The organism is Corynebacterium sp. NML120713 (assembly GCF_001875735.1).
GTDB classification, from domain to species: Bacteria; Actinomycetota; Actinomycetes; order Mycobacteriales; family Mycobacteriaceae; genus Corynebacterium; species Corynebacterium pseudogenitalium.
This window is the reverse complement of record NZ_MLCR01000015.1, coordinates 89,987-116,800: the sequence shown is the minus strand read 5'-3', so window position 1 is coordinate 116,800 and position 26,814 is coordinate 89,987. Positions and strand designations below refer to the sequence as shown.

The 26,814-nt window shown below is 65.3% G+C and carries 21 protein-coding genes; 5 read left to right on the top strand and 16 right to left on the bottom strand.

The features are described 5' to 3' along the window. Positions 1 to 173: 173 nt before the first annotated feature. Positions 174 to 689: a type II toxin-antitoxin system PemK/MazF family toxin gene (locus BJP06_RS08435; RefSeq protein ID WP_070362057.1), complete on the bottom strand. Its 516-nt coding sequence runs from the start codon at positions 687 to 689 to the stop codon at positions 174 to 176. A gap of 81 nt (positions 690 to 770) precedes the next feature. Between BJP06_RS08435 and lepA the strand changes: the two genes are divergently transcribed. Both lepA and BJP06_RS08425 read left to right on the top strand, forming a co-directional pair. Next, the gene (gene lepA, locus BJP06_RS08430; protein ID WP_070362058.1) at positions 771 to 2,627 is read left to right on the top strand and encodes a translation elongation factor 4; all 1,857 of its coding nucleotides are present in this window, start codon (positions 771 to 773) and stop codon (positions 2,625 to 2,627) included. A gap of 310 nt (positions 2,628 to 2,937) precedes the next feature. Then, entirely contained in the window at positions 2,938 to 5,913 is a 2,976-nt protein-coding gene (locus BJP06_RS08425) for a Rib/alpha-like domain-containing protein (protein ID WP_071573543.1), read from the top strand. A gap of 143 nt (positions 5,914 to 6,056) precedes the next feature. On the opposite strand, the gene BJP06_RS08420 is transcribed toward BJP06_RS08425, so the two are convergent. Genes BJP06_RS08420 through BJP06_RS08410 form a run of 3 tightly spaced genes read right to left on the bottom strand, consistent with a single transcriptional unit; the run spans position 6,057 to position 9,369 of the window. Beyond that, complete coding sequence (locus BJP06_RS08420; protein WP_071573542.1) at positions 6,057 to 7,925, bottom strand: BCCT family transporter; 1,869 nt, start codon at positions 7,923 to 7,925, stop codon at positions 6,057 to 6,059. Between the two features lie 27 nt (positions 7,926 to 7,952). Beyond that, positions 7,953 to 8,726, bottom strand: a complete 774-nt coding sequence (locus BJP06_RS08415; protein ID WP_071573541.1) for a CPBP family intramembrane glutamic endopeptidase — start codon at positions 8,724 to 8,726, stop codon at positions 7,953 to 7,955. After that, positions 8,710 to 9,369 carry a hypothetical protein gene (locus BJP06_RS08410; protein WP_070478029.1) on the bottom strand — a complete coding sequence of 220 codons (660 nt, stop codon included), beginning with the start codon at positions 9,367 to 9,369 and terminating at the stop codon, positions 8,710 to 8,712. Before BJP06_RS08410 ends, BJP06_RS08415 begins: the two co-directional genes overlap by 17 nt. Before the next feature lie 36 nt (positions 9,370 to 9,405). On the opposite strand from BJP06_RS08410, the gene BJP06_RS08405 reads away from it, so the two are divergent. Next, a complete protein-coding gene (locus BJP06_RS08405) occupies positions 9,406 to 10,620 on the top strand; it encodes an alpha/beta fold hydrolase (RefSeq protein ID WP_070975093.1) in 1,215 nt (404 codons plus the stop codon). Here the strand turns inward: BJP06_RS08405 and BJP06_RS08400 are convergent. Genes BJP06_RS08400 through BJP06_RS08350 form a run of 11 tightly spaced genes read right to left on the bottom strand, consistent with a single transcriptional unit; the run spans position 10,600 to position 24,293 of the window. Then, complete coding sequence (locus BJP06_RS08400; RefSeq protein ID WP_071573540.1) at positions 10,600 to 11,508, bottom strand: ribokinase; 909 nt, start codon at positions 11,506 to 11,508, stop codon at positions 10,600 to 10,602. The genes BJP06_RS08405 and BJP06_RS08400 overlap by 21 nt on opposite strands. Positions 11,509 to 11,526: 18 nt before the next feature. After that, the gene (locus BJP06_RS08395; RefSeq protein ID WP_071573539.1) at positions 11,527 to 12,852 is read right to left on the bottom strand and encodes an ABC transporter ATP-binding protein; all 1,326 of its coding nucleotides are present in this window, start codon (positions 12,850 to 12,852) and stop codon (positions 11,527 to 11,529) included. Continuing rightward, positions 12,836 to 13,621 carry an ABC transporter permease gene (locus BJP06_RS08390; protein WP_071573538.1) on the bottom strand — a complete coding sequence of 262 codons (786 nt, stop codon included), beginning with the start codon at positions 13,619 to 13,621 and terminating at the stop codon, positions 12,836 to 12,838. The genes BJP06_RS08395 and BJP06_RS08390 overlap by 17 nt, the downstream gene beginning before the upstream one ends. Then, complete coding sequence (locus BJP06_RS08385) at positions 13,618 to 14,526, bottom strand: ABC transporter permease (protein ID WP_071573537.1); 909 nt, start codon at positions 14,524 to 14,526, stop codon at positions 13,618 to 13,620. Before BJP06_RS08385 ends, BJP06_RS08390 begins: the two co-directional genes overlap by 4 nt. Beyond that, the gene (locus tag BJP06_RS08380) at positions 14,523 to 15,968 is read right to left on the bottom strand and encodes an ABC transporter substrate-binding protein (protein WP_071573536.1); all 1,446 of its coding nucleotides are present in this window, start codon (positions 15,966 to 15,968) and stop codon (positions 14,523 to 14,525) included. The genes BJP06_RS08385 and BJP06_RS08380 overlap by 4 nt, the downstream gene beginning before the upstream one ends. Before the next feature lie 11 nt (positions 15,969 to 15,979). After that, complete coding sequence (locus BJP06_RS08375) at positions 15,980 to 16,966, bottom strand: LLM class flavin-dependent oxidoreductase (RefSeq protein ID WP_071573535.1); 987 nt, start codon at positions 16,964 to 16,966, stop codon at positions 15,980 to 15,982. 9 nt (positions 16,967 to 16,975) lie between these two features. Further along, positions 16,976 to 18,340, bottom strand: a complete 1,365-nt coding sequence (gene brnQ / locus BJP06_RS08370; RefSeq protein WP_071573594.1) for a branched-chain amino acid transport system II carrier protein — start codon at positions 18,338 to 18,340, stop codon at positions 16,976 to 16,978. Positions 18,341 to 18,399: 59 nt separating this feature from the next. Next, positions 18,400 to 19,530, bottom strand: a complete 1,131-nt coding sequence (locus BJP06_RS08365) for a phosphotransferase (RefSeq protein ID WP_071573534.1) — start codon at positions 19,528 to 19,530, stop codon at positions 18,400 to 18,402. A 10-nt stretch (positions 19,531 to 19,540) separates the two neighbouring features. Further along, the gene (gene treS / locus BJP06_RS08360; protein ID WP_070362071.1) at positions 19,541 to 21,250 is read right to left on the bottom strand and encodes a maltose alpha-D-glucosyltransferase; all 1,710 of its coding nucleotides are present in this window, start codon (positions 21,248 to 21,250) and stop codon (positions 19,541 to 19,543) included. Between the two features lie 6 nt (positions 21,251 to 21,256). Then, complete coding sequence (locus BJP06_RS08355; RefSeq protein WP_071573533.1) at positions 21,257 to 22,378, bottom strand: MalY/PatB family protein; 1,122 nt, start codon at positions 22,376 to 22,378, stop codon at positions 21,257 to 21,259. A 52-nt stretch (positions 22,379 to 22,430) separates the two neighbouring features. Then, a complete protein-coding gene (locus BJP06_RS08350; protein WP_071573532.1) occupies positions 22,431 to 24,293 on the bottom strand; it encodes an ABC transporter ATP-binding protein in 1,863 nt (620 codons plus the stop codon). A gap of 149 nt (positions 24,294 to 24,442) precedes the next feature. On the opposite strand from BJP06_RS08350, the gene BJP06_RS08345 reads away from it, so the two are divergent. Beyond that, positions 24,443 to 24,913 carry a hypothetical protein gene (locus tag BJP06_RS08345; RefSeq protein ID WP_240492791.1) on the top strand — a complete coding sequence of 157 codons (471 nt, stop codon included), beginning with the start codon at positions 24,443 to 24,445 and terminating at the stop codon, positions 24,911 to 24,913. Further along, the gene (gene idi, locus BJP06_RS08340) at positions 24,913 to 25,470 is read left to right on the top strand and encodes an isopentenyl-diphosphate Delta-isomerase (protein WP_071573531.1); all 558 of its coding nucleotides are present in this window, start codon (positions 24,913 to 24,915) and stop codon (positions 25,468 to 25,470) included. The genes BJP06_RS08345 and idi overlap by 1 nt, the downstream gene beginning before the upstream one ends. Position 25,471: 1 nt before the next feature. Here idi and BJP06_RS08335 read toward each other — a convergent pair whose 3' ends face one another. Beyond that, positions 25,472 to 26,716 (bottom strand): alpha/beta fold hydrolase, encoded by a 1,245-nt coding sequence (locus BJP06_RS08335; protein ID WP_071573530.1) that lies wholly within the window; start codon positions 26,714 to 26,716, stop codon positions 25,472 to 25,474. Between the last annotated feature and the right edge of the window lie 98 nt (positions 26,717 to 26,814).

Sequence of the window (26,814 nt, the reverse complement as noted above, 5' to 3'; positions counted from 1 at the left end):
TAAGTTGGTATCGATTGCAATGTCGAAGATTCGGCAACGGGCTGTTGCTGCGTAATGCTTTGAACTTGACGCGAACCCAAGGTCCTGCCCGCGTAGATCACGCACCCGAAACCGGATACAAACAACTCGACTAAGATACCCCACCACGAGAAACGGGGCAAGTGGCAGGCTTACTAGGTCCAGTGGTACGTGTCGCGCAGCCGGTTCGCCACGCGATCGAAGCGCCGGGCGGGGAGGGTGGCGCCTCGCCGGTGGATACTTGCCTCCGGCACGACAAGCAGCAGGTCCAGGCGCAGCCAGCCGGGTTGGCCGGAGGCGTCCCAGTCCCCGGTGCCGATGCCGAGCCACTCCTCAGTGGCAGACGCAGGGTCCGACACCGGCTCCTCGCCGCAGTGGATGAGCAGGGCAAGAACATCGTGGTGGTCGCGTCCGACGACGAGCATCGCGCGTTCCTCCGGGGGAGTCGACGGCACGAGCGCCCACACGACCTCGCCGGGTTCGGCGTTGCCGTCCATGTCCGGACCGTAATACAGGTTCCGGGCGTGCTGTTCCGTAGGTTGGACGTCGATACGCGTGGCGGTGGTGCGGGTCTTGGTGCCGGGGGTGAGCCCGAGGCGCTCGTTGAGCAGCGCGAGCCCCTCCTCGAGGGAGGCACGTCGTTGCTGTTGAAGCTTGCGCCAGAAAACCATGGTGCAAACTTTAAGTGTTTTGCCTGGCCTGGGCAAGGTTGTGTTTCGAAATGGGGCACTGCGAGGTAGAGTGGCACAATTATGGCTGCCCAAAAACGAAATTTCGCGGAAACCACGTTCACGGACCCGGAGCGGATCCGAAACTTCTGCATTATTGCCCACATTGACCACGGAAAATCCACGCTCGCGGACCGCATTTTGCAGCTGTCTGATGTCGTCGAGGCCCGTGAGATGCGTGATCAGTACCTGGACAATATGGATATTGAACGCGAGCGCGGCATTACTATTAAGGCCCAGAACGTGCGCCTGCCATGGACGCCCCGCTCCGGCGAGTACGAGGGCCAGGAGATGGTCCTGCAGATGATTGACACGCCGGGCCACGTCGACTTCTCCTACGAGGTCTCGCGCGCTCTCGAGGCGTGTGAGGGCGCAATCTTGCTTGTCGACGCCGCCCAGGGCATCGAAGCCCAGACCCTGGCGAATTTGTACATGGCCATGGACAATGACCTGGAAATCATCCCGGTCCTCAACAAGATCGACCTGCCGGCAGCCGACCCGGAGAAATACGCGCTGGAGATCGCCAACATTATCGGCTGCGAGCCGGAGGACGTGCTGCGCGTGTCCGGCAAGACAGGTGAAGGCGTCCCGGAGCTTCTGGATAAGGTCGTCGAACTAATCCCGGCACCATCGTCAGAGTTTGACGCCGATGCGCCGGCCCGCGCCTTGATCTTCGACTCCGTCTACGACACCTACCGCGGCGTCGTTACCTACATCCGCATGATGGACGGCAAGCTGCTGCCGAACCAGCAGGTGCAGATGATGAATACCGGCGTGCGCCACGAAATCCTCGAGATCGGCGTGGTCTCTCCAACCATGAAGAAGACAAAGGGGCTCGGCCCCGGCGAGGTCGGCTACCTGATTACCGGCGTGAAGGATGTGCGCGAAACCCGCGTCGGCGACACCGTGACCTGGGCTAACAAGGGGGCAGAGGAGCCACTCGACGGCTTCGAGGAGGTCAAGCCGATGGTGTACTCGGGCCTGTTCCCGGTCTCACAGGAGGACTTCCCGGCGTTGCGCGAGTCGCTGGAGAAGCTGCAGCTTAACGACGCCTCCCTGACCTGGGAGCCAGAGACCTCCGTGGCGCTGGGCTTCGGTTTCCGCTGCGGCTTCCTGGGACTGCTCCACATGGAGATCACCCGCGACCGCCTCGAGCGCGAATTCGACCTGGACCTGATTTCCACCGCGCCGTCGGTCACCTACCGCGTGATCGCCGAGGACGGCTCAGAGCAGATGGTGCACAACCCATCCGACTGGCCAGGTGGCAAGCTGCAGGCGGTGTATGAGCCGATCGTCAACATGACGATCATCGTCCCGCAGGAGTTCGTTGGCACCACGATGGAGCTGTGCCAGTCGAAGCGCGGCACCATGAAGAACATGGAGTACCTCTCGGAGGACCGCGTCGAGCTGCGCTACTACATGCCGCTCGGCGAGATCATCTTCGACTTCTTCGACATGCTCAAGTCCCGCACCAAGGGCTACGCCTCCCTGAATTACGAGGACGCCGGCGAGCAGGAAGCGGACCTGGTCAAGGTGGACATCCTGCTGCAGGGCGACCCCGTGGACGCGTTCTCCGCGATCGTGCACAAGGACTCCGCGCAGTGGTACGGCAACAAGATGACCAAGAAGCTCAAGGAACTCATCCCACGCCAGCAGTTCGAGGTCCCCGTGCAGGCGGCGATTGGCTCGAAGATCATCTCGCGCGAAAACATCCGTGCGCTGCGTAAGGACGTGTTGTCCAAGTGCTACGGCGGCGACATTTCGCGTAAGCGCAAGCTGCTGGAGAAGCAGAAGGCCGGCAAGAAGCGTATGAAGGCGATCGGCTCGGTCACCGTGCCGCAGGAGGCATTCGTGGCAGCGCTGTCGACCGACGAGGCGTAGCCCCTCAGCGCCGAGTGTGGTGGAAATCACCACACATTTTACGGTCTATATCCTTTGTGATGCATCCACCGCGCGAGTGTGCGGTGGATGTTTTTGTGACCTTGAAGTTTCATTAGTGTGCGGCGCCTGTTTGTGGCCAGGTGTCGAAAATGTACTGTATGGGCTACGGCGTGACGGCTCGTAAATGTGCAGGCGGGAGAATTGTCTACCGTGTTTCATATGTTTTTGTCGGGCTAATTAGGATGCGTGTTTTCGAGAAACTTTGAAGTAGCATCAGGGCGATTTTATTGCCTCCGAAAGGACACCCCTCATGCGAAACTTTGGAGCGTCCCGCGCCGCCCGCCGACGTGCGCTGATCGCCGGAACCATCATCTGCTCACTCGCGCTTAACGACGCGCCCGCTCTCGCGGCGGACCCGCACCCCGCTGTAGAGCAGGCACAAACTGAAAATGACGCCATCGCCGCCGGCCGCGTCACCTCGCTGGAGCAGATCGAGCAGCAGCAGGTGCAGGGAGTCGTGCAGGGCCGCGCAGTGCTGGCCACGGACGCCTACTCGCTGAATGCGCAACAGCAGGGACTCGGAAACGGCTACACCGTCTACCTGCAGTGGATGGACAACACGTCCCCGGCGTCGCCAGTGTTCACTGCGAGCACCCACACACTTGCCGACGGCACCCCTCCGGGAGAAGGCTACTTCGTCTTCGACAACCTCGACTGGGTTGACTCCGAAGGCGCCCTGCACCGTTTCGCCCCGGAATCTGGAGGCAAACGTACCCGCTACAAGCTGTGGCTGCGCCCCAACCAACAAGGGCCCGCCGGCAACACCCTAGTCACGCTGCGTCAGGGACCAGGCTCCGGTGTCGGATTCATGAGCCCCGACACCGACGAACTACTCGGCGCCAAAGTCATCGAAGGCTCCGCACTGACGCACGCCCACATCTACGCCGCCGAACAACCCGCCACCGCCGACGCCCCCTTCGCGTTCGCCCGCCCGCGCGCTGAGTGGAAACTCGACGAGCACGGCCCTGCCGGAGATCGGCCACAGTACTCAGTCTCCGGCGTGGTGTACTGGTCCAGCATCAACCAGGAAGACGGATTCCCGCGCAAAACTGAAGGCCAAGATGGCGACGGCCACTACGTGGTGATGAGCCGGTTGAGCGAAGAGGGCGTCGAAAAGCTGAGGGAGGCCACCGGCGACATCGCAGACCCTGCCGAGCTTTCCCGCGCACAGGCCGCATACCTGCGCGAATACCCCGAAGCGATCGCTGAAACCGTGATGGCAAAGGTCGAGCACGGCCACTACACCGTGCGATTCAGCGGACGCGTAACCGAAGACTCGCTGTACGGCTTCGTCGTCGCAGGCTCGAAGCACTCCGGGCCAACGCAGCAGGTGCTCCCGGCGTACTCGGGATGGTCCGTGCCGATGTTTGGCCCCGCCGGCGAACACTCCGTACTCCCCGCAGCCCAGTACCGCGCGGAAGGCATCTTCGCCGCCGACGGCGTCCACTTCGCCCTCGTCCCCGACGCCTCCGACCCCCGCCTCCACCTCAGCGCATCCACCGGCCTGCACCGCGCCGCGCCTGGAGCCGACGTGCACCCCTTCGTAGAAATGGTTTCCGCACTTGGCCAGTCCGCCGACATCGAGTGGACCAACGCGCGAGGCGAAATCGTCGGTGCCTGCAACGACGACAACCTCAACAGCTGCTCCTTCACCGTCCCCGACGACACCCCCGACGGCACCACCTTCCAGGGTCGATTGATGCTCGAGTCCCAAATTGTGGACTCCGCGCAATTCGCAGTCAGCGCCAAACCACTCGCCGAGGACTACCAGCCGGAATGGCAGCCAATCACCGTCGAAGCAGGGAAGCGCACCACGGCGCCGGCACCCACACTCGCTCCCACAGGTCGTCCCGCGCCTGACGACGTCAGCTTCGCCCGCGACGCCCACACACAAGATTGGGTCACCGTGTCCGCCGATGGATCCCTCACCGTAACCCCGCCCGCCGGGACAAAAGCCGGGCGCCACGACGTCCGGGTTTTGGTTACCTACCCGGACCAGTCCACCGAGACGGTTACTGCCGCTGTGACAGTGTCCGCAGCTGAGGCTGAGGCCACGCCGTCGAGTTCGGCGCCGAGTGTGGCGCCGAGTGTAGTACCTCCGAAGCCAACGACGTCCGCCCCGCCGACAACCGCAACGACGAAACCATCGGCTACGACGTCGGCACCGAAGTCCACGCCGCGGACAACTAGGCCTGTTCCGTCGAGCGTTGAAAGTTCCGCCCCGCGGACAACCACGACCACCAAGCCGTCCACCTCGCGGACAACTACGACGACCAAGCCGTCCGCCCCGCCGACAACCGCAACGACGAAACCATCGGCTACGACGTCGGCACCGGAGTCCACGCCGCGGACAACTACGTCTGTTCGGCCGAGTGCTGAAAGTTCCGCGCCGCGGACAACTACGTCCACGAAACCGTCTGCCCCGCGGACATCCACGACCACGAAACCGTCGGCTACGAGGCCGGCTCCGAAGTCCACGCCTCGGACAACCGCAACGACCAAACCGTCTGCCCCGCGGACAACCACGACCACGAAACCGTCCGCCCCGCGGACAACCACGACCACGACCACGACCACGAAACCGTCGGCTACGAGGCCGGCTCCGTCGAGTGCTGAAAGTTCCGCCCCACGGACAACTGTGACCACGAAACCGTCCGCGCCGCGAACAACTACGACCACGAAACTATCGGCTACGACGTCGGCTCCGGAGTCCGCCCCGCGGACAACCGCAACGACCAAGCCGTCCGCCCCGCGGACAACCGCGACCACGAAGCAATCCGCCCCGCGGACAACTGCAACGACGAAACCATCGGTTACGACGTCGGCTCCGGAGTCCGCCCCGCGGACAACGAAGGCACCGACTTTGGACGCCCTCGTTGAGGGGCTGACAGAGCTCCGAGGTGGCGCTGACCATGCGGGGCAGAGGCTAACAGTGTCGGTAACAGGTCAGGGCGAGTCGCCTGTGCAAGCGAACAACAAAAAGAGGTGGAGTCTCCGGTTGTCGCGGCCGTTGCGTGCGGGGGACGTCGTGAAGGTTCGTGATGCTGCCGGCAACGAAACGAAAATGACTGTTCAAGCGAAACCGACGGCAGCACCTATGCCAGGCTCTTCGACGGGCAGCATCGTGGGTATCGTGCTCGGAATCTTGGCGGTGTTGATCGGTGGTGCTGTCGCGTTCGGGCTGCACACGGGTATGTTGAAGCTGCCCGGGGTGCTGCATCGATGAGGTGAGGCTCGGCCGTAAAACCTAAAAGGTAGTAACAGGATGGTAGTAATCCCTCGGGGTCCAAAATCCGGATTACTACAATCCTGTTACTCCCATTTGCGCAAAGGGCGCTGATGAGCCGAGCTGGTCGGCGCCCTGCCGAGCTAGTCCTTCTTGGACCCAGACCCAGACCCAGACTCAGAATCGGAATCTTCGGTCTCTGGCTCGTAGCCGTCGGCCCAGGTGCCGGTTTCGTAGTCGTAGCCGACGTTTTCGCCGTCCTCGTTGGTGCGCTGGTACCAGTCGGTGACGTGGGCGGCGGTGGAGTCGAAGTCGGCGCCGGCGCCTTTGCCTTCGTCGGCTTGGTTGACGGTGAGTTCGAAGTCGTCGCCGTATTCTTCGAGGCCCTTGATGACGGCGGCGCGCATTGCGGAGCGCGCGTAGGTGTTGCGGATTGCGAGTGGGTCGGTGGAGAGATCCCGCAGGAAGGCGATGCCGATGAAGATCAGGATGACGGAGAAGGGCAGCGCGGAGAGAATGGTCAGGGACTGCAGGCCGGACAGCGCGTCTTCGCCGCCGGTGAGCAGCATGACGACGGCGATGCCCATCATGCACGCACCCCAGAACAACACGATCGGTTTCTTCGGCGCGGGGTCGCCCTTGGAAGACATGGTGCCCATGACGACGGAGGCGGAGTCGGCAGAGGTGATGAAGAAGATCGAGAGGATGACGATCAGGAGGGCGGACGTCAGGCCGTAGAAGGGCAGCTGCTCAAACATGGCGTAGAGGACGCTTTCGGTGGAGCTGGTGCCGTCGAAACCTGGGATGTTGTCCCGGTTGAAGGAGATGGCGGTGCCGCCGAAGATGGTGAACGCGAGGATGAGCACGGTCGTCGGTACGACGATGGTGACGATGACGAACTGGCGTAGCGTGCGGCCGCGGGAGATGCGGGCGATGAACATGCCGACGAACGGGGTCCACGCGATCCACCATGCCCAGTAGAAGGCGGTCCAGGCCGACTGGAAGTCGAGGGTTTCCGTGCCCCAGGTCAGCGAACGGGACGCCATGTCCATGTACTTGTCGACGTACGCGATCGTGCCGGACGGGATCAGGTTCGTGAGGAACAGGGTCGGGCCGGTGACGAACACGAAGAAGATCGCGCCGAGTGTCAGCGTGATGTTGATGTTGGAGAGGATGCGCACGCCCTTGGACACGCCGGAGACGGCCGAGATCATGAAGCCGGTAGACAGCAGCATCACGATGGCGATGAGCACACCGGTGGACACTTCGACGCCGCCGACGATGGACACGCCCTCGGTGATCTGCAGGGACGCAACGCCGAGGGATGCCGCTGTGCCGAAGAGGGTGGCGACGATCGCGAGGATGTCAACGATCTTGCTGGTCCATGTCGCCCCACCCTTGGTCAGCGGGGTGAAGATGGAGGACAGGAGGGAGACGCGGCCGCGTCGATACGTCGAGTAGGCGAGTGCACCGCCGACGAGCGCGTAGGCCGACCACGGCGAAACGCCCCAGTGGAAGTGGGACTGCGCCATGGCTTGGTGCAGGGCTTCGGGGGTTTCGGCGTCGACAGTCAGCGGTGGTGGGGTGATGTAGTGGTTGAGGGGTTCGGAGGGGCCGAAGAAGAAGATGCCGACGCCAATACCTGCCGCGAACATCATGGCGATCCAGGAGAAGAAGGAGTACTCCGGTTCCTCGTCGTCCTTGCCGAGCTTGATGGTGCCGAAGCGTGAGAACGCGATGACGAGCATCAGGACGACGCAGCCGGACATGATGATGTTAAACAGCCAGCCGAAGTTGTACATGCCCCAGTTCAGTGCGTTGCCGGCGACTTCGCCGACGGTGTCTGGGGCGGCGATGCCCCAAATGATGAACGCGACGATGAGCACCGCGGTGACACCGAAGACGAGCTTGTCCACCCCGAATCGGTTGCGTTGTTCTTCTACGCTGATCCCGGGGACGAGTCCGGGGTGCATGTCGTCGGGGTAGGCGGGTGCAGCATTGGTGCTGGACATGAGGTGCTCCTTGCGATTGTGAGTCTCTTAGTTAACCGCATCCGGGACGATATGGCTAGTTGGGTCCGGACGTTTTCGGCGGTTGATAGTCAGGAGGAGCAGCGTCGTACCGATGGTGAACGCGGAGGAAAACGCGAGGTCAACCCAATCAAGTTCGGTAGGGCTGGCGTCGGGTTCGATGAAGAAAACAGAGATATTATTAAACGCGTGCATCACCACTGCGGCCTCGAGTCCGCCGGTGTACCAGACAAGGGCGGAGACGCAGATGGTGAACACGAGGATGTCGGTCAACCCGATCCAGTTGTACTCGTGCAACGCCACGAAGGGGATGACCGGTACCGCGTACGCCACCCACGGCGAGCGCACCCACGTGCCGACGATCTGGGGGATAGCGCCGCGGAACATGAACTCTTCCGACGCCGCCTGAAACGGCGTGATGAGCACGTACATCAGCAGGATTGGCGTGAGGTCGATGTCTTCCCACGGCGTGGTCAGGCCGAACAGTACCAGCATGACCAGGCTGCTGCGAAGCACGATTGGCCAGCGCACGCGGCCCGCCACGCTGACGAGCAGCGCCGGATCGCGTCCGGCCACCCGTGCTGCGAGGAACGCCGCCGGCAGCGTCAGCGCAAGGCTGAGCACGATGGCCAGCTGAGATTCCATGTCGCCGGTGGCGTCCAGGAAGAAGAAGGCAGCCAGCGTCAGCGTGAGGAAGAACGCTACGAGCAGCAGCGCCTCTATGAGCGCGCGCCACCACGGCCGTTCAGCGGCGAGGAGGTGGTACTCAGGGTAGGGCTGCAACGGCGACCTCCAGCGCGATGCTCGCGGAAGCACCCGGGATCAGGGTCACGCCGCGGCGGTCTTCGCCGAGCAGCGCTGGCTCCACGCACACGAAGTGCGCCCAGTCGTCGTCGCCGAGGTCCTCGGCGTCGCGGCAGACGTCGGGGCCGGGGTTCCACACCACGAGGTGGTCGGTGCCGGTGCAGGTAAACGTGAGCTCGCGCGTGGCGTCGCGGAGGACGGCGCTGGTCGCTCCGGCAATCACGGCGTCGGTTTCGTTGCCGAAGCGCAGCGGGCCCTCCACCGTCTTCAACTCGCCGTCGGTTTTGTCGAGGAAGCGGGAGCCTTGGACACCCGAGAGCTCCGCGGTTGCCGCGTCGCAGGCCCAGTAGGGGTGCAGCGCGATCTGGACGGGCCGCGGGGTGGTCGCCCCGTTGGTGATGGTCAGTTCGAAGCGCGAGCGGGCGTCGTCAAGCTGGCTGCGGAAGACGAGGTGGAAGTTGTCGTGGCTCACGCGCATCGTGTCGCCGTCGTGTTGCCACTCGAGGCTGGTTGCCCAGCCGTGCATCTGCTCGCCGAGGGTCTGTGCGAACCACGGGGCAACAACTGGGATGCCTCCGTGGGCCGGATTGTGCTGGGAATGAAAAAACAGTGGTTGCGTCACGGCTCCCAATGCTAGTGGGGGTATAGCATGAGGGCCATGTCTCTGTTTGCTTCCTCTCTCCACTGCGTTGATGTCCCCTTCGAGCGCGAGGGGGTGCAGCTGTTCGCGCGCATCGTGCGCAGCGCCACGACCGCGAAGGACGCGCCGGCGCTGCTCTTCCTCCAGGGCGGCCCAGGTTTCCCGAGCCCACGCGAGCGCTTCGAGTGGATCGAGTACGCCACCAAGCGCGGCTACCAGGTGGTGCTGCTGGATCAGCGCGGCACGGGCCGCTCCTCCCGCATCGATCGCGCCATGCTTGGCGACGCCACCATCGACTTCACCCGTCTTCGCGCCGACGTCATCGTGGACGACGCGGAAGCGCTGCGCCGCACGCTGGGGCTGGCGCAGTGGGACGTGCTGGGCCAGTCCTTCGGCGGGTTCTGCCTGGTGCACTACATGCTGCGCTACCCGGACTCGCTGCGTGCGGCGCTGTTTACGGGTGGGTTGCCCTCGATCAGCAGGGGCGTGGACGAGGTGTACGAGGCGACGTTCGCCACCGTGCGGGCCCGCCACGAGGAGCTCTTCGAGGCAGTGCCGTGGGCGCAGGAGCGCATCGCGGAGGTGTGCGAGCACCTCGAGCAGCGCGAGGAGTTCCTGCCAACCGGGGAGCGGCTGAGCGCGCGGCGTTTCCGGACCATCGGCACGCTGTTGGGGCAGGAGGGCGGCGCAGGCACGATCGCGGCGCTGCTCGAGGCCCCCTTCCACCCGAATGGTGCGATGCGCACGGACGTGCTTGCGCAGATCGGCGCGCTGGTCAGCTACGAGTCTGGCCCGCTCTACGGGGTGATCCACGAATCCATCTACGGCGGTACCGTACCGGGTGCGACCGCGTGGTCGGCGCAGCGCGTCGCCGAGCGCACTCCCGGCTTCGGCGCCGGCGAAGGGTTGCTCACCGGCGAGCACGTCTTCCCGTTCCAATTCGACGAGGACCCGGCGCTGCGCCCCTTCAAACAGGCAGCGCACGAGCTGGCGGCCAAGGACGATTGGCCCAACCTTTACGCCGGGGCTGCAGGGTTCAACGCAGCCGACCACGGGATTCGGACCGCGGCGGCCGTCTATACGCAGGATATGTACGTGCCGCGCCAGTTCTCCCTCGAGACCGCCGAGGCACTCGGCATCAACGTGTGGGAAAACGACCACATGCAGCACGACGGGCTGCGCAAACACGGCGAGGCCGTGCTGGGCAAGTTGCTAGAAATCGTAGGCGTCTAGCTCGGCGGCGCTCGGGTAGGAGGGCTGGGCACCCGGCTTGGTCACCGCGATTGCGCCGACCTTCGCCGCGACCTTCGCGGCCTCATCCAGCGTGTCGCCCTCGACGAGTCGGTGGCACAGCGCGCCGGCGAACGCGTCGCCAGCGCCGACGGTGTCGACGGCCTCCACACGCGGCGTGGCCACCGGGCGCAGTCCCTCCGCGTCGGCGATGAGCGCCCCGGCCGCGCCGAGGGTGAGCACGACGGAGGCGAAGCCGGCGTCGAGAAGCTGCTGGGCCAGCTGCTCCGGAGTCTCCTGCGGGGAGACGCCGAGCTGCTCGAGGATGAGGCCGGCCTCGTGCTCGTTGGCGAGCAGCGGGTCGGCGGCGAGCAACGCCCCCCGATCCACCTCGACGACTGGTGCCAGGTTGATGACGACGCGCGCGCCGTGGGCCTGCGCCAGCTCGACCGCCTTGGCAAAGCCGTCCGCGGGGATCTCGCCCTGCAGCAACACGAGTGAGGCGTCCTCGATGGCGGCGACGTGGCGCTCAACGTGGTTCGCGTCCACCTCGGCGTTCGCGCCGGGCACGACCAGGACGGTGTTCTCGCCGTCGGCGGCCACGGTGATCACGGCCAGGCCGGTGACCTCCTCTTTCTGCTCGACGTGGGTGAGGTCCACGCCCGCGACCTCCAGGAGCGCGAGCGCCGGCGCCGCGTTCGAGTCCTTACCAACCGCGCCGACCAGCGCCACATGCGCGCCCAGCTTCGCGGCTGCGCACGCCTGGTTGGCGCCCTTGCCGCCGGCGGTGAGCCCGCCGCCTTCGCCCAGGAGTGTTTCGCCCGGGTTAGGGTGGCGGGCAACGTTGACGGTGAGGTCTGCGTTAATGGAACCAACTACTACGATCTTCATACCCACCCACAGTAGCGCCTAAAACATGCTGTCGATGAGGCGCCGCGTGTATTCGTGCTGCGGATTACGCAGGACGTCCTGCGTGCGGCCCTCCTCCACGATTTCGCCCTCGTGCATCACGATCGTGCGCGGGCACAGCGCGCGCACCACGCCGAGGTCGTGGGAGACGAACACGAGGGTGGAGGCGAGCTCGTCGAGCAGGGTGAGCACCTGGTTACGCAGGGTGGCGTCGAGGGCGGAGACGGGCTCGTCCGCAAGCAGGATATCGGGGGTGGCGGCGGTCGCGCGGGCAATAGAGATGCGCTGGCGCTGCCCGCCGGAGAACTCGCGGGGCAAGCGTCGCTCGGTGCCCTCGAGGCCCACCGCGGCAAGCACCTCGCGGGCCCGCCGCGTATCGACGCCCGCCTCCTCCACCGACGCCCCGACCCGCATCCGCGGGTCCAGGGAAGAGTAGGGGTCCTGGAACACCATCTGGCAGCCGCCACCAACGCGGACCTCGCCGGAGTCGACGCCTCGCAGACCCGCGATGACGTGCAGGAGGGTGGTCTTTCCGGAGCCAGAACCGCCCACGATGCCGATACGTTCGCCCTGGCGGACCTCCAGGTTCACGTTGCGAAGGGCTTTGGTGGTGCCGCGGGTGACAGTCACGTCGCGAAGGGTGACCACGGGCCCGCCAACCTCGCGCGGCGCATTCGCGAGCGTGGGCAGCGCCGGGTTGAGCAGTGCGCGCGAGTAGGGGCTGTCGCCAGGTTCGATTGCCCCGGCGCGAAACACCAGGACCTCGTTCGTCATGTGTTTGACCACCGGCATGTCGTGGGAGATGAACAGCAGCCCCATGCCGCGGCGGCGGACCACGGCGTCGATGAGGTCCAAGATCTGGCGTTGGACGGTGACGTCAAGGGCGGTGGTGGGCTCGTCGCAAAGCAAGAAATCGGGGTCGCCGGCGAGGGCAAGCGCGATGAGCACGCGCTGGCGCTGCCCGCCGGAGAGCTCGTGCGGGTAAGCCTCGGGGCGGTCGACGCCGACTTCCTGCAGCAGGTGCCGCGGCACGACCTTGCCGATCTTCTTCAGGGGGTCGAGTGCCGTCATGGGTTCTTGGAAGACCATTGCGACGCGAGAGCCGCGCACGCGGCGGCGGGTCCGCTCGGAGGTGCCGATCATTTCGACGCCGTCGACGGTGATGGAACCTTCGGCCGGGAGGTCCGTCAGCCCCATGATGGACAGCGCCGTGAGCGACTTGCCGGAGCCGGACTCGCCGATGATGCCCAGGCGCTGGCCGCGCTCGAGCGTGAAACTGATGCCGTGCAGCAGGCCCTCGATGCGGAGGTTAGAAACGTTGATCACGGTGGCCTCCTGCTACGTTGCACGCGAGAATCGTCAGCGCGATGGCCAGCGCCGGCCACAGCGCAAGGTGCGGGGCTGTGGCCAGGTAGGGTTGGCTGGCCTGCAGCATCCGGCCCCAGGACGCGTAGGGCGCCTGCACTCCGAAGCCGAGGAAGGATAGGCCCGACTCGGCCAGCACCGCCATGGAAAACGCCACCGCGATTTGGGTGATGACCACCGGCAGGATGTTCGGCAACACGTGGCGCCACGCCACCATAATCCCAGGCACCTTGTTCAGGCGCGCGGCCAGGATGTAGTCCTGGGACATCACGCGAAGCGTGGCCACCCGCGAGACACGGACGAACCCGGGGATACCCGCGATGCCAAGGGCGAGCACCACGATCCACATGCTGGCGCCGAATGCAGCGGTCAACGCGATGGCCAGCAGCAGCGCCGGAAACGCCATGAGCACGTCGCTGCCGCCCATGACGGTGCACTCCGTCCAGGAGCGGCGCATGCCCGCGAGCACCCCGAGTGGCACCCCCACGAGCAGGGAGAGCGCCGCGGCACCTGCGCTCGCAGCAACGGTGTAGCGCGCGCCCATCATGATGCGCGAGAGTAGGTCGCGGCCCAGCTCGTCGGTGCCGAGCAAGTGCGTGGCGCTTGGCGCGGCGAGGCGCTGCGCCGGCATGGCCTGCAGCGGGTCGTAGGGCGTCCACACCAGGGAGAGCACCGCCACGAACAGGATCGCCCCCAGGGTTGCCCATCCGGCAACTCGTTTCGGATTCACTTCGCCCTCCTGACACGCGGGTCAACGACCCCGTAGGCGATGTCCACGAGCGCGTTGACCAGTAGCGTAAACGCCACCAGCAGCATCATCGTGGACTGCACCGCCGTGATATCACGGTTTCGCACCGAGTCCAGCAGGAAAGAGCCAAGGCCGGGGATGGCGAAGACCTGCTCCACAACCACGGCGCTGACCACCAGCGCGGACAGCTGGATCCCCACCACCGTGAGCACCGGCAGTGCGGCGTTGCGAAGCACGTGCTCGCGCACCACCTGCGTCATGCTCGCGCCGGTAGAGCGCGCGGTGCGCACGTAGTCGCGCTCGAGCTCCTCGGACACCGCGGTGCGGATATACCTCGCCAGGATCGCCGTCTGCACGGCGGTCAGCGACAGCACCGGCAACACCGCGTGCGCCGCCGTGCCCCACCCGTTGGCAGGCAACCAGCCCAAACGCACCGAGAACACCGCCACGGCCACAATGCCGACAACGAAGCTCGGCACCGCCATGCCCAGCTGCGTCAGCCCCGACAGCACCGCACTGTTTCGCCGCGCCAGCCAGATCCCGACAGGAAGCGCGATGGCTAGCGACAGCACCATCGCAGCCGCTGCCAACACCAGCGAGACCCCCGCGCGCTGCCAGATCACCGGGCCCAGGTCTGCGCCACTGGCCAGCGACACCCCGAAGTCACCGCGCAGCATCGCCGCGATCCAGCCCACATACTGAGCCACCAGCGGTCGGTCTGTGCCCAACGAGTGGGACAGCTCCGCCACCGCCTCATCCGAGGCGTTGAGCCCAAGCGCGATGCGCGCCGGGTCGCCCGGGATGGCGCGCAGCAGCAGGAAAATCACCACGCTGGCCGCGGCGAGCAGCGCGAGCAGCCGCAGCAGCGTTGACGCAACGTGTTTCATCGGCGCACCTCGTTGAGTGGCAGGGAATCGGTGACCACGTTCGGGTCAAGCCCGTGCACGCCCGGCGCGTAGAGCACGATGTTCGGCGCGTTGACCAGGGTGAGCGCCCCGGCGTCGGCCATGATGGTGTCCACCGCGGCCCGCAGGTCGCCCTGAGCCATGAGCTCGCGGGCGTGCGCGGAGTCGTAGCCGAAGTAGTAGTCCGGGTTGCCGAACATGTGCACCATGTCGCGCGGCTCCACATGCGAAATAATCGACGCCTGATAGTCGTGCTGCTTGTGCACCTTGTTCAGCCACACCGCCGGGAACTCGACGGTGTGCAGCGTGACGTGGAAGCCGACGCTGCGAAGCTGGGAGTAGATGAGCTCGCTGGCGGTCTGTGCGTATGGCAGGCTGGGCACCTCGATGGTGACCTCAGGGGTGCGTCCGGCGAGCAGCTCCCGTGCCTTGTCCGGGTCGAAGGGGTAGTAGTTGGTGCCGGTAAACCATGGGTCGGTTGGTGGGACGGGGGCGCCGCCGGTGTCGGTGGCAAGCCCGTTGTAGACCACCGCGTTGAGCGCGTCACGGTCGATGGCGTAGGCGGCGGCGAGCCGTACGGTGACGTCGTCGAAGGGTGCGGCCTTGTTGTTCATGCTGAAGATCACCTCGCCGTTGGTGGTACCGACTGCGGTGGTGATGTCGTCTGGCAGGGCGTCGAGTAGCTGTGGCGCCTGCATCGCCCACACGACGTCCACATCGCCGACGCGCAGTGCGTTGACCGCGGCGATGGCGTCGCCGAAGTAGCGGATCATCGCGCCGCTTTCCGGCTGGGTGCCCCAGTAGTCGGGCCGCGGGTCGAAGGCAATCGAGTGGCCGGGCTCAAACGAGCGCAGCGTGTACGGCCCGGTGCCCAACGGGTTTCGAGCGAGTCTTCCTACGGAGTCGGGCGTCATCATCGCGCCCGTCATCGTGCCCATGGACCACAGCCACTGCTCGCTCGGTGCCTTCAGCGTTACCTCGAGCGTGCGCGGGTCCACCGCGCGGGCGGATGCGACCGGGTCCATATTCTCCTTGATGCCGTTGACCCAGGAGTCTTTCACGTAGTTGATGGAGAAGACGGCGTCACTGGCGTCGAAGGGAGAGCCGTCGGAAAAGGTCACGCCCTCGCGCAGGTCGAAGGTGTAGACGGTGCCGTCGTCGCTCACGCGCCACGAGGTCGCCAACCACGGCTGGGGCTCGCCGTTGGCGTCGATACGCACGAGCGTCTCGTAGATGTTGCCCATCAGCGCCTGGGGTGCGGCGGCACCGCCGATGGAGGTGAAGTCAAGGCCCGCAGGGGGCCCTTGCGTTGCGACGACCACATCCTCCCGCGGCGCCGCGGGGCCACACGCGGCGAGGCTCATCCCAAGCGCGGCGCCGAGCGTGGACGCCACCAGCCCGCGCGACAGGGTGCTGAAATGCATGAGTGTAGAGTCTAGCGGTCCCAGACTCCTGCGAGAATTTCCATCGAACGCAGCGCCTCTTCATGCGTTGGCGCCTGCAGCGAAATCATCAACTCGTCCGCGTGCGCGGTCTCCGCGAAGCCGGTGAGGTAGTCGCGGACCTGCTCGCCGGTTCCGGCCGCGGTGTAGCGCAGCATGCCGATGATCTGCTGGCCCTGCGGGGAGCGCACAACCTCGTCGAGCTGCTCGTCGTTGAGCACAGTGCCGCGGCGGCCGATCATGGCGCGCACCCGGTTGCGGCGCACCAGGTGGGTCTGGCGCTCGGCGTCCTCGGCGGTGTCCGCGGCGGTGACGTTTACGGCCGCGATGCAGTAGGGCTCCGGGTAGCGCTCGGACGGCTCGTAGTTCTCCTTGTAATACGCCGTGGCCTGCTCCAGCATGTTGGGCGCGAAGTGGGAGGCAAACGAGTACGGCAGACCGAGCTTCGCTGCGAGCGACGCGCCGAACATCGAGGAGCCGAGGATGTACAGCGGCACGTTGGTGCCTGCGCCCGGCACGGCGGTCACCCCGGCCAGCGGGGAGTTGTCGCTCAACCACGCCTGTAGCTCGAGCACGTCTTCCGGAAAGTGCTCGGCCGCCCGCGGGTCGCGCCGCAGCGCCCGGCCGAGCGTTTGCTGGTCGGTGCCCGGGGCGCGGCCAAGCCCGAGATCAATACGGTTCGGGTAGAGCTCCTCGAGCATTCCGAACTGCTCCGCAACCACGTACGGGGAGTGGTTCGGCAGCATCACGCCACCCGCGCCGAGCCGAATGCGCTCGGTTTTCGCCCCGATGTGGGCAATAAGCACTGAGGGCACCGAGGAGACAATGCTGTGCATGTTGTGGTGCTCTGAGTACCAAATACGCGAATACTCCAGCGATTCCGCCTTCTGCGCGAATGCAACGGAACGCTGCATTGCGTCGGCGACGGACTCGCCGGAGTATCGGGTGCAAAAATCAATCAGTGAGAGTGGGAGAGACATGGCCCCACACTACGCGTTGACGGCCTCCGCGTGTTGCTTCGGGCGGGCCAGGTCCACGACCAGGCCAATGACGAACGCGACAGCCACCGGCAGGACCCAGCCGAGGCCCGCCGAGTCGAGCGGTGCCCACGTCACCAGTGGGGAGAGGGCGTCTGCACCCCAGCCCAGGGAAATGAAGGTCTCGATTGCGGACCAGACCACAGCAACCCAGATCGGCAGGAAGAACGCCCAGCGGAAAGTCAGGCGGCGCTTGAACGCTGGCTCGACCAGGGTGACGAAGATCAAGGCAATGGCCGGCGGGTACAGGAAGCCGATGACCGGCGCGGCAATCGTCATCACGAAGTCCAGGCCCTGAGTCGCGATGACCATCGAGGCGATGGTGAAGATGACCGCCCACGTGCGGTAGGCGCCGCCAAACTCGGTGGAGAAGTACTCTGCGGTCGCGGTGATCAGGCCGACTGCGGTGGTCAGGCAGGCCAGCAGCACGATCAGTGAGAAGATGACCTGGCCAGCCTGGCCCATCGTCAGGTTGGAGGCTTCAGCCAGCAGGCCTGCGCCGTTATCGAACTGGTCGGAGTCCGGCATCACGCGACCGATCATGCCCAGCCCGACGTAGATGAGTGCCAGCAGCGCGCCCGCACCGACGCCAGCTGCGATGGTGCCGTTGACCAGCTTCTTGCCCTCAGGGAAGCCCTTCGAACGCAGCGTGGAAATCACAACAATGGAGAAGGCCAGCGCGGCGATGGAGTCCATCGTCAGGTAGCCCTCCAGCAGGCCGGTCGGGTACGGGCCGGACTGGTAGTGCTCCGAAGGGGCGGAAGGCTCTACGTCCCAGCGGAACAGCGAAACGGCGATCATCACGACCAGCAGGATGACCAGCGCCGGAGTGAGGAACTTACCGAGCTTTTCCATGATGGTGTTCGGGTTCCAGCTCAGCGCCAGGGCAATGCCGAAGAAGATGACGTTGAACACGCCCGAGGCGAACAGGCCGGACACACCGAACAGCGGGGTGATGGCCGTTTCCATCGACACCGCGCCGGTACGTGGCAGCGCATAGAACGCGCCGATGGACAGGTAGGCGAGCACCGGGAAAACGACACCGAAGATGCTGCCGGCGCGCTGCGCGAGGTCGCGCACGTTCGTGCCGGACAGGGCAATAGCGATGACCGCCAGCACCGGCAGCAGGGCGCCGGTGCTGAGGAAGCCGAGGATGGCAGGCCAGAAGTTATCGCCTGCCTGGACGGCCAGGATTGGTGGGAAAATCAGGTTGCCGGCACCGAAGAACATGGAAAACAGTGCCAGCGCGGTGACGATGACCGCCTGGGTGGAGTTCCCCTGTTTCGTGCCCGTTTGAGCGTTCTGTGTGTGGTCCATTGCCACACAGTACAACACACAGCGAAAAAATGGGAAATCTTTTCCATTCTGTGAGACGTTTATACGAGTGTTTCGATCGCCCTCAACGGAATCTCCACCCAATCTGGGCGGTTGTTTGCCTCGTACACCACCTCGTACGCAGCCTTATCCACCACGTATGCTGCAAGAACCGGGTCCTCGCTCGCGGGGGCAGTGCCGTAACCCTCCAACAGCTTTTCGACGTGCTCCCGCTCCCAGGCAGCGTCAAACCCGCCCACAGCCGCGGCGTACCCGTAGGAGCGGATCATCCCAGCCACGTCCCGCAGTGGGTGATCCGGCAGACGGCGCTCCTGCAGCGGGCGGGCTGGCTCGCCCTCGAAGTCGATGAGGAACCACTGGGAATCCGTCTTCAGCGTCTGTCCAAGGTGGAGGTCGCCGTGGACGCGCTGCGTGGTCAGGGGTGTCGTGGCGGTGGCGGCGGAGCTGGCGTCGAGAAGCGAGTAGAGCTTCAGGATGCGCTCGCGGTACTGCTCGAGCACCGGCGCGCGCTGGATGTAGGAGTCCAAGTGGTGCGTGAGCCGTGTGCGCAGGGACGACGGGCTGGCGGTCTCGGTGGGGAAGGCCTCGGCGAGCGCGGTGTGCACCTGGCGGATCGCCGTGCCGAGCGCCTTGGTGCCGCTGGTGTCGAGCGTGCCGCCTGTGGCGAGCACGAAGCCGTCGGTGCCGCCCACGATGCAGTCCTGCTGCATCGCAAGGGTCTGGCCGTCGCGGGTGGCGTAGCCGCGCACCGCGGCGACCGCTGGGCAGTCCGCGATCTGGCTCAGCAGCTCAACGTCTGGGTTCAGCCCGTCCTCGAGGCGGCGGAACACCTTGACGATGTGCTCGCCAACCACCAGCGAGGTGTTCGACTGCTCGGCCCCGAGCGGGCGCGCGCCTGCGGAGTCGATGGTGCCCTCCACCGCGCCAAATGTTGCGACGTTGGCCAGGTAGGCCTCGGCGCCTTCGGGGGTGTGCAGAACGTCGTGGGTGCCGGTGGCGTCGACAAACACCTGGTAATGGTCGACCGTGCCGCCGTGGTGCACCGCGAGGATCTGCCAAGTGAAGTGCTCCCCGGTGGTGGGGGAGGTGACATCTTCCGAGGCGACGACGTCGATGGCGTCGACCGGCTCGGACTTCGCGCCGTAGAAGCGCTGCGCAGCAATATCAATCATGTGACCAATGTTAGGAGATATCGAACCAGAAGAAGCCATGAGGCGCGAGTGTGCTCAGCCACGGCAGCTCACCGATGGCCGGGAACTCCTCGCCGCCGGTCAGCTCGCGAGGCACCACGCCGTTGTAGTGCGACAGGTCCATCTCGACGGCCTGCGGGCGCGAAGACATGTTGTGCACGCACAGGATTCGCTCGCCCTCATACTCGCGGATAAACGCCAACACCTGCGGGTTTGCGTGATCCACCTCGATGTAGGAGCCTCGGCCGAACGCGCGGTACTGCTTGCGGATCATGATCATCTGGCGCACCCACTGCAGCAGCGAGTTCTCCAGCTTCATCTGGGATTCCACGTTGACAATGTCGTAGCCGTACTGGTCGTTGCGCACCGGCGGCAGGTAGAGCCGCTCCGGATCCGCCTTGGAAAAGCCACCGTTGCGGTCGTTCGACCACTGCATCGGGGTGCGCACACCGTCGCGGTCAGGCAGCCAGATGTTGTCGCCCATCCCGATCTCGTCGCCGTAGTACAAAAACGGCGAACCGGGCAGGGACAGCAGCAGCGCGTGCGCCAGCTGCAGGCGCCCGCGGTGCCCACCCAGCAGCGGAGCAAGGCGCCTGCGGATGCCCACGTTGGCGCGCATCCGCGGCTCGAACGCGTAGTTCTGGTACATGAACTCGCGCTCCTGGTCCGTCACCATCTCCAGCGTGAGCTCGTCGTGGTTGCGCAGGAACATGCCCCACTGCGCGGATTCGGGAATCGGCGGCGTCTCGCGCAGGATATCGACGATCGGCTGCGCCAGCTCCTGGCGAATCCCCATGAAGATGCGCGGCATGACCGGGAAGTGGAACGCCATCTGGCACTCGTCACCCTCGCCCTCACCGAAGTAGGCGACGACCTCCTCCGGGAGCTGGTTCGCCTCCGCGAGCAGGAAGCGGCCCGGGTACTCCTCGTCGAACAACGCGCGGACCTTCTTAATGAACTCGTGCGTCTCCGGCAGGTTCTCCGAGGAGGTACCCTCGCGCTCGAAGAGGTACGGGATGGCGTCGAGGCGGATGCCGTCCATCCCCAGATCCAGCCAGAAGCGGATGACGTCCAAAATCTCCTGCTGGACCGCCGGGTTGTCGTAGTTCAGGTCAGGCTGGTGGGAGAAGAAGCGGTGCCAGAAGTACTGCTTGCGCACCGGGTCGAACGTCCAGTTGGACTCCTCGGTGTCAATGAAGATGATGCGGGTCCCGGCGTACTTCTCCGGGTCATCCGACCACACGTAGTAATCCCCGTACGGGCCCGACGGGTCGCGGCGAGACTCCTGGAACCAGGGGTGCTGGTCGGAGGTGTGGTTGATCGGAAAGTCTGTGATGATGCGGATCCCGCGGCGGTGGGCGGCGTCGATAAGGGAGACGAAGTCTTCCACCGTGCCGAACTCCGGCAGCACCTTGCGGAAATCCCGGATGTCGTAGCCGCCGTCCTTCAACGGCGAATCGTAGAACGGTGGGATCCAGAGGCAGTCGACGCCGAGCCACTGCAGGTAGTCCAGCTTGGACTCCAGGCCCTGGAGGGTGCCGGAGCCGGTGCCGTTCGGGTCGAAGAAAGCGCGGACCAGCACCTCGTAAAATACTGCGTCCTTGTACCACTCCGGATCAGGGCGCTCCCACGGCTCGGCGGCCGGGGTGGGAGTGGAGAAGTCGGTGGCCTGCGGGGTAGGAAGTTTGTCGTTTTCGTTCATGCTTCCTCACAGTAGCTTGATTGCCTCAGCCATGCGCCGGACGGCTTCCTGCAGGATCTCGGGCGAGGTAGCGAAGTTTAGGCGCGCTTTGTGCGCGCCGCCGGGCCCGAAGCTGGTGCCCTCGTTGAGCGCCACGCCCGCGTGTTCCAAGAGCCATTCGGCCGGGGTCTCGGTGGTGAGCTTTGTGCCGGAAAAGTCCACCAACAGCAGGTAGGTCGCCTCCGGGACGGGGAAGGTGATGCCCGGGATCTGCTTCGGTAGCTCCTCGACGAGCCAGTCGCGGTTGGCGCGCAGCTGCTCGACCTGCTGGTCTAAGTACTCGGCGCCGTGTGCGTAGCAGGCCTCCGCCGCCACGATGCCGAGCGTGCCCGTGCCCTCCTTCGTGATGTCGGACAGCGCGTTCCAGGTAGCCACGTCCTCATCGTTGGAGAAGAGTATCTGCGCGCACTTCAGGCCTGCCACGTTCCAGGCCTTCGACGTCGCCGTGATCGTGATGCACACGTCCGGGTTGTGCTCGGCGGCGCAGACGTGGCTGCCCTCGTAGACGATCGGGGCGTGGATCTCGTCAACGATGACACGGCCCCCGTAGCGGCGCGCGATGTCGCAGATCGCGTCGAGCTCCTCGCGGCTGAAGATGTAGCCCCACGGGTTCATCGGGTTGGTCACGATAATGGAGCCGGCACCGTTGCGAAACGCCTCCTCGACCTCTGCCAGGTCCAGGCCGCCCTCGCTGCCGACGTCCACGCGATTGCGCCCCGCGGTTGAGGCGATCTCGAGGAAGGGGAAGTACGCCGGCACGGGCACGATGACGTCGCCTTCGGTGAAGTGCTCGATGGCCAGCAACACGCCGCGCACCACGTCGGGGACAGTAAAGATGCGTGCAGGGTCCGGGCGCCAGCCGTAGCGCTGGGCGTAAAACTCGGAGACGTTCTTTGCCAGGCACTGCGCGCGCGGGGCGGGCGTGTAGCCGAGGCATTCGCGTTCGACGGCGTCGAGCACCGCCGCCTTCACAGGCGGGGCGGTGGGGAAGTCGCTTTCGGCGATAAACAGCGGCAGCACGTGCTCGTCGTGCACGGTCCACTTGCGGGTACGGCGGTCGCGGAGGGTGGAAAGGTCTGGGAACTTCATGTCCCACGACTGTAGTCAGGCCACCCTCACACGCCACAGGCCCGCGAGGTTGCTACTCCTCGTCGTTGTCGTCGGTGTGGAAGCCGAAGGCCTGTAACCTGGCACGATCCGCCGCCGAGGAGGACGCGGTGAGTCGCAGCAGTTCTGAATAAATACCGCCGGAGACCGCAAGCTCCGCAGGGGTACCAATTTCGTCGATGCGGCCGTCGCGCAGGGTGATAATGGTATCGACATCCGCGATGGTGGATAGTCGGTGCGCGATCATGATGGTGGTGCGGTCCTCCATCAGCGCGTCGAGCCCGGCCTGCACGGCGCGCTCCGCCTTGGTGTCGAGGGCGGAGGTGGCTTCGTCGAGAATCAAGATCGGCGCATCCTTCAGCATCGCGCGCGCGACCGCGACGCGCTGGCGCTGCCCGCCGGACAGGCGCAGGCCACGCTCGCCGATGACGGTGTCGTAGCCTTCGCTGAACTTCATGATGAAGTCGTGCGCGTTGGCGCGCTTAGCCACCGCGACCACCTCGTCCATCGTCGCGTCTGGCTTGCCGTAGGCGATGTTCTCAAACACCGTGCCCGAGAACAGCGCCGCCTCCTGGAACACCACGCCCGTGGTCGCGCGCAGCTTTTCGACGCCCAGCTCCGCCAGATCCTGCCCGCACACCTTCAGGGTGCCTTCCTGGATGGGGTAGAGGCCCAGCAGCAGGTTCACGATGGTGGACTTGCCACCGCCGGACTCTCCAACCAGGGCGACCTTCTCTCCAGCGTGGGCGCGAAAGCTCATGTCGTGGATGACGGGCTCGCCAGGCTCGTACTCGAAGGTGACTGAGTCGAACTCCACGACGGGCTCGTGGACTGGCAGCGGGCGGTGCTTTACAACGGTGAGCTCCGGAACGCCTGAGGTCTGGGTCGCGGCGACGAGCTCGCGATTCGCGGTGGGCTCCACCAGCTCGTCCATGACCTGGAAGTAGTCGCGGGAACCGGCGACGGCGCGCTGGGCACTGTCGACGATCCAGCTCAGCATCATCACCGGCTGACGGGCCATGGTGACCAGCTGGATGAGCATGACCATGTCGCCGATACTGAAGTGGCCCTGGATGGTACGCACGAACAGGATCATGTAGATCCCCATGAAAATCAGCGACATCGCCAGCCCGCGCAGGGCGTCCATGGAGTGCCACCAGCGCGACTGCGGGCGGGTGATGCTCACCGTGTTGTTGTAGTGGTTGCCGAACTTGTCCAGCTCGCGGACCTCCGCCACGTACGACTTGGTTACTTTGACCTGGCCGACAACCTCCGCGAAGCGCCCGTTCGCTTCGTCGATCTGCGCGTTCTTCTCCGCCTCCCACTTCTGCCACCGCTTCGAGGTCAGCGCCGTCAGCCACGTGTAGATGGGGAAGAGCGCCAGCAGCAGCAGGGTCAGCGGCCAGTAGTAGAAGGACGTGATGATGAGGATGGCGATGATCTGGATGATCATCGGCAAGAAGTTGTTGGAGAAGGACTGGATGAACTGCGTCACCGTGGCAATCGAGCGGTCCAGCCGGGCGATGATGGTGCCGGTGACCTGGGTGTCGAAGTAGCGCTGCGGCAGCGACAGCAGCTTGGCGAAGTAGCGGGTGGACAGGATCTGTCGGATCCGCGCCGCCATGATGTCGCCGAGGTAGCCGGAGACGTTCTTCGCCAGCCCACTGAGCGAGGTCGCGATGAACAGCGCGAATGCGAGCCACAGCACGGTGCGCACTGGGTCGGCGGGCGCGTTCGTTGACTCGTTGATGGCGTCGACAATTGTGTCGGTGGCCTCGCGCACGATGAAGGGAGAAATCAGCCCGAGGCCTGCAACAACCGTCGAGATGATGACGATGGCGAGGTAGAACGGCCACAGGGCGGAAGCGCTTTTTAAAACACGGGTGAGAGATTGCATAGGTGGCCCAGCGTAGCGCGGCCGGGTGAAACTCGTACAATAGTGACCAATTGTTTTCGCTTGAACCATACGAAAGGGCACCGATGCGCCACCACACACTGTCAGCTGCGGTCTTGCTGCTCGTTACTACTCTCACGCTGGGCGGGTGCGTGTCTGAGGATGACACCGCAACATCCACTGACATCGAAGTGACGACGCCCACTGGCGCCCCACAGCCGGAGTTCCACCAAGAGCAGGTGGACCCGGTGACCTCCACGGAGATCACCGGCGAGCGCGTCGATGACCCGAAGATGGAGCTGTCCTACAAGTGGCAGGGCAGCAGCTACGGCACCGGCGCCGGCAGCATCATCGTCGTGGCAGTGACGAACAAGAGCGACGTGCCAATGCCCGTTGACGTGCTCAAGCCGAAGCTGCGCTACAACACCGGCAACAACAAGTTTGTCGACGCCAATCCGATCAGCGCCGAGCAGGCAGGGGTAGACATCCTCGGCGTGGACCGCCCGCTGGGTCCGGGGGCAACCACGAACGCGAAGTATGCCTTCGACGTGACCCCGGATGGCCTGTGGGATGCGGAGTTTACGATCGGCAACGTGAAGTTCAAGGGGAACCTGAATAACTAATGCGCGAAGAAGTAATCCTGCTCAGTGAGGACGGCGCGCCGATCGGCTCCGCGGACAAAGCCGCGGTCCACACCGGGGACACCCCGCTGCACCTGGCGTTTTCCTGCTGGCTGTTCAACGAGGACGGCCAGCTGCTGCTCACCCGGCGCGCGTTGGGGAAGAAGACGTGGCCCGGTGTGTGGACCAACTCCTTCTGCGGCCACCCCGGCCCCGGCGAGGACGTGCCGGCGGCGATCCTGCGCCGCTCGGTCGAGGAACTGCGCTTGCCGCAGGGGGCTGTGCTGGACGTGACGCCGGTGCTGCCGGAGTTCCGCTACCGCGCCGTGGATTCTTCTGGCATCGTCGAGTACGAGATCTGCCCGGTGTATTCCGCGCGCCTGGCCCCCGGCCACGAGGCTGTGGACCCGAACCCGGACGAGGTGGACTCGTTGCACTGGGCGGACCCCGCCGACGTTGTTCGCGCGGCGGACGCGACCCCGTTCGCGTTTTCGCCGTGGCTGGTCGAAGAGCTGGCGGATAAGCGGCTCCGCGCTGTACTGGAGCGCGCCGGGCGCTAGCCTACTGGTTGAACGCCTCCCGAACGCTGCGCAGCGGATCCTCCACGACGGTCGTGGTGTCCGCGCTGAGCGAGGCGCGCAGGACTTGGCGGCCGGGCCGGTAGGTGGGCCAGTCGGCCTGCCCGCTGCTGATGTAGTCGTAGATGAGTTGGCCGATGTGGGTCGTGGGCTCCCCGAAGAGTGCGTCTAGCTCGTAGCTGTGGCCAAGTGGCGTATCCGCACAAAACTCGATCTGGCGGATGTCGGCGGGGCCGTGCTCGCAGGCGGCGTCGACCCAGCGGCGGATCAGTGCGTCCGAGAAGAACCTCCCCGCGAGTTTGCCGGGGTCGGTTGCGCGTGCGGCCTCGATGTAGTTGCGCCGGGCCGCCGCGCTTTTGGCGCCGAAGAATCGGCCGAAGCAGCGGATGGACGTGGCACCAAAGGCGTTGAAGCCCTCGCCGGACTGGTGGAACTCCTCGCGAGTGGAGGTGACCACGATTGGCACCTCGGCGAGCTCCGCAGGCTCGAAGGGTGCCGGGCCAAGCGCGATATCGTGGAAGTACTGGGTGCGGAAGCGCTGGTAGGCGCGCTCGATGGCGTCCGGGCGGCGCTCGGCCAACCAGTTGAGGTCGAGGCGCGTCAGCGCCGTGCCGAGCGCCCCGCGCGCCGCCCACTTGCGCTTAGCAAAGGGCACGCGCGGAAACGCGGGGGACAGCGCCAGCACGCGCCGGAACGCTCCCTGGTAGTGGTCGCGGCGCGCCAACCAGAGCGCCAGCGCCGCCCCCGCCGAGTGCCCGACCAGCGTGACGTTGGTTGGGTCGCCGCCGAAGTGCTCGATGTTGCGCAGCACCCACCGCAGCGCCTCCTGGCAGTCCTCCACCGCGCGGAACGACGTGTCATTGGTGAAGGGGAGCAGCCCAGGGAATTTTCGACGATACCCCACCCGCACCTGCACGACGCCCTGCTGCGCAAACGCCTCCGGCTGGGAGGTGGTTTCACAGTGGTTGCCCTCCTCGAATCGGCCGCCGTGCAGATAGACCATCACCGGGTAGTCATCCAGGGTCCGCGCTGTTGCCGGGGTGGTGATGCTCAGCCCGATGGTGTCTGGGTGCGGCGTGGTGGCGTCGATGAGATGGCCCTCGGGGGCGGGGCGTGGGGGATCGAAGGGGACGTCGATACGCGAGTAGGGGATGGAGTGGAATTCGCGCATTGTGGCGGTGGCGGTGCCAGTGATGGCGCCGGCGGGGCAGGTGATGGTGACGTCCATGACAGGCCAGTCTAAACGCTTCCGCCAAGTTCCTCGACGAGCTGCCGAAGGTGATTTATGCTAGTGAATGATTATTGTCTTTCTTCTGTAGGAATGAG

Coding starts and splice junctions, on each gene's coding strand:
- idi (WP_071573531.1), top strand. CDS start 24,913: ATGCGCGAAGAAGTAATCCTGCTCAGTGAGGACGGCGCGCCGATCGGC.
- BJP06_RS08355 (WP_071573533.1), bottom strand. CDS start 22,378: ATGAAGTTCCCAGACCTTTCCACCCTCCGCGACCGCCGTACCCGCAAG.
- BJP06_RS08425 (WP_071573543.1), top strand. CDS start 2,938: ATGCGAAACTTTGGAGCGTCCCGCGCCGCCCGCCGACGTGCGCTGATC.
- BJP06_RS08405 (WP_070975093.1), top strand. CDS start 9,406: ATGTCTCTGTTTGCTTCCTCTCTCCACTGCGTTGATGTCCCCTTCGAG.
- BJP06_RS08385 (WP_071573537.1), bottom strand. CDS start 14,526: ATGAAACACGTTGCGTCAACGCTGCTGCGGCTGCTCGCGCTGCTCGCC.
- BJP06_RS08335 (WP_071573530.1), bottom strand. CDS start 26,716: ATGGACGTCACCATCACCTGCCCCGCCGGCGCCATCACTGGCACCGCC.
- BJP06_RS08365 (WP_071573534.1), bottom strand. CDS start 19,530: ATGATTGATATTGCTGCGCAGCGCTTCTACGGCGCGAAGTCCGAGCCG.
- BJP06_RS08380 (WP_071573536.1), bottom strand. CDS start 15,968: ATGCATTTCAGCACCCTGTCGCGCGGGCTGGTGGCGTCCACGCTCGGC.
- BJP06_RS08420 (WP_071573542.1), bottom strand. CDS start 7,925: ATGTCCAGCACCAATGCTGCACCCGCCTACCCCGACGACATGCACCCC.
- BJP06_RS08375 (WP_071573535.1), bottom strand. CDS start 16,966: ATGTCTCTCCCACTCTCACTGATTGATTTTTGCACCCGATACTCCGGC.
- treS (WP_070362071.1), bottom strand. CDS start 21,250: ATGAACGAAAACGACAAACTTCCTACCCCGCAGGCCACCGACTTCTCC.
- brnQ (WP_071573594.1), bottom strand. CDS start 18,340: ATGGACCACACACAGAACGCTCAAACGGGCACGAAACAGGGGAACTCC.
- BJP06_RS08435 (WP_070362057.1), bottom strand. CDS start 689: ATGGTTTTCTGGCGCAAGCTTCAACAGCAACGACGTGCCTCCCTCGAG.
- BJP06_RS08350 (WP_071573532.1), bottom strand. CDS start 24,293: ATGCAATCTCTCACCCGTGTTTTAAAAAGCGCTTCCGCCCTGTGGCCG.
- lepA (WP_070362058.1), top strand. CDS start 771: ATGGCTGCCCAAAAACGAAATTTCGCGGAAACCACGTTCACGGACCCG.
- BJP06_RS08400 (WP_071573540.1), bottom strand. CDS start 11,508: ATGAAGATCGTAGTAGTTGGTTCCATTAACGCAGACCTCACCGTCAAC.